Origin of the sequence: Aminobacter sp. AP02, from assembly GCF_003148805.1 — a bacterium.
In the GTDB taxonomy this organism is placed as follows: Bacteria; Pseudomonadota; Alphaproteobacteria; order Rhizobiales; family Rhizobiaceae; genus Aminobacter.
Genome location: NZ_QGGX01000064.1, coordinates 1 through 1462, shown reverse-complemented (window position 1 = coordinate 1462; position 1462 = coordinate 1). Strand labels below are relative to the sequence as shown.

Below are 1462 nucleotides of genomic sequence, written 5' to 3'. Positions count from 1 at the left end.
ATGAGATGCCGTAACGGGGCCTGCATCGCGCACTGCCCGTTATCGCTTGCATGCTGACCGGTCAGCTGGCGACGTTCCCGTATCTGATCTTACAGGAGGATTACGGGATGAGACTGTTCATTGGATTGGATGTGTCGCTGGCGAAGACCGCGATCTGTGTGGTCAGCGAGCATGGCAAGATCGTGAAGGAGGCGCAGATTGCCAGTGCGCCCGAAGCGCTTGTGCGCTGGATCAGGGAACAGGATGGCACCATTGCCGCCATTGGCCTTGAGGCAGGCCCCTTGTCGCAGTGGCTGCATCGCGGGATGACCGAAGCGGACTTGGACGTCGTGCTGATGGAAACCCGGCAGGTAAAAGGGGCGCTAAAAGCAATGCCGATCAAGACGGATCGGCGGGATGCCGAGGGTATCGCACGGCTACTCCACCTCGGGTGGTTCCGGCCCGTTCACTGCAAATCCGTCTCATCGCAGGAGGTCCGCGCCGTGCTCGGAGCTCGCAAGGCCATCCAGCAGGGCATGATCGCTTTGGAGATGTCTCTGCGTGGGATGCTGCGGAACTTCGGGCTCAAGGTTGGCGCCATATCTCGCGGCAGGTTCGACCTTCGCATCCGGGAACTGGCGTTCGGCAATCCCATGCTTGAAGCCGCGACAGAACCGATGCTTCGGGCGCGGGCGTCCTTGCGACATGAATTGGCAGGGCTAGAGCGCCACGTCCGCAACTTGGCTCAGGATGACCCGGTATGCCGTCGGCTGATGTCCATGCCAGGGATCGGTGCAGTTGTGGCGTTGACCTACCGATCGGCAATTGATGATCCTGCCCGGTTCACTTCATCGAAGAAGGTAGGGCCATGGGTAGGCCTCACCCCGTCGCGCAACCAGTCAGGCGAGCGCGACGTCTCAGGCGGCATCACCAAGGCAGGCGACGTCAACCTGCGCCGGGCGTTGTGTCAAGCCGCGACCGTCATGATGCACCGAGGCCGCTCGACATGGCTGAGAACCTGGGCAGCACAGGTCGCTCGCCGCCGTGGCCGGAAGCGCGCCATGGTTGCCTTGGCCCGGCGCGCCGGTGTGATCCTTCATAGGATGTGGGTCGATGACACCGACTTCCAGTCGGACATGACGGTGCCACTTGCGGCCTGAAGACCTGAGTTCCCAACCGTTGCCTGCCTGACAGCAGGCCCTCGAGGTCCCCCCAGGGACGCGGTTCCGATGATGCCGTGGTCCGGACTGTGCCGATCCACATCGAGCACGCCAATGAGATGGGCACATCGGAATTGCATTGAACCAGCATCATGTTGGCAGCCCGCGCTGACCACGGACCGAAGCATGCACCCGGGGTGATCTCAGACGAGGGCAGCAGTAACTACAGGACGGATCAGAAAGAGCAGGTTCATAACCGCACCTTAGCGGCCGCCCTCCCATGCGCAAAACCGCTTGACTGGGACGGCCTCGTTACCGAAGTC

The 1462-nt window shown here is 62.0% G+C and carries 1 protein-coding gene; it reads left to right on the top strand.

From position 1 onward, the window contains the following. Positions 1 to 107: 107 nt before the first annotated feature. A complete protein-coding gene (locus tag C8K44_RS27180; RefSeq protein WP_109578860.1) occupies positions 108 to 1139 on the top strand; it encodes an IS110 family transposase in 1032 nt (343 codons plus the stop codon). Positions 1140 to 1462: the final 323 nt, after the last annotated feature.

Excerpts from the sequence above, each read along its gene's own strand:
- C8K44_RS27180 (WP_109578860.1), top strand. The coding sequence starts at position 108 with ATGAGACTGTTCATTGGATTGGATGTGTCGCTGGCGAAGACCGCGATC.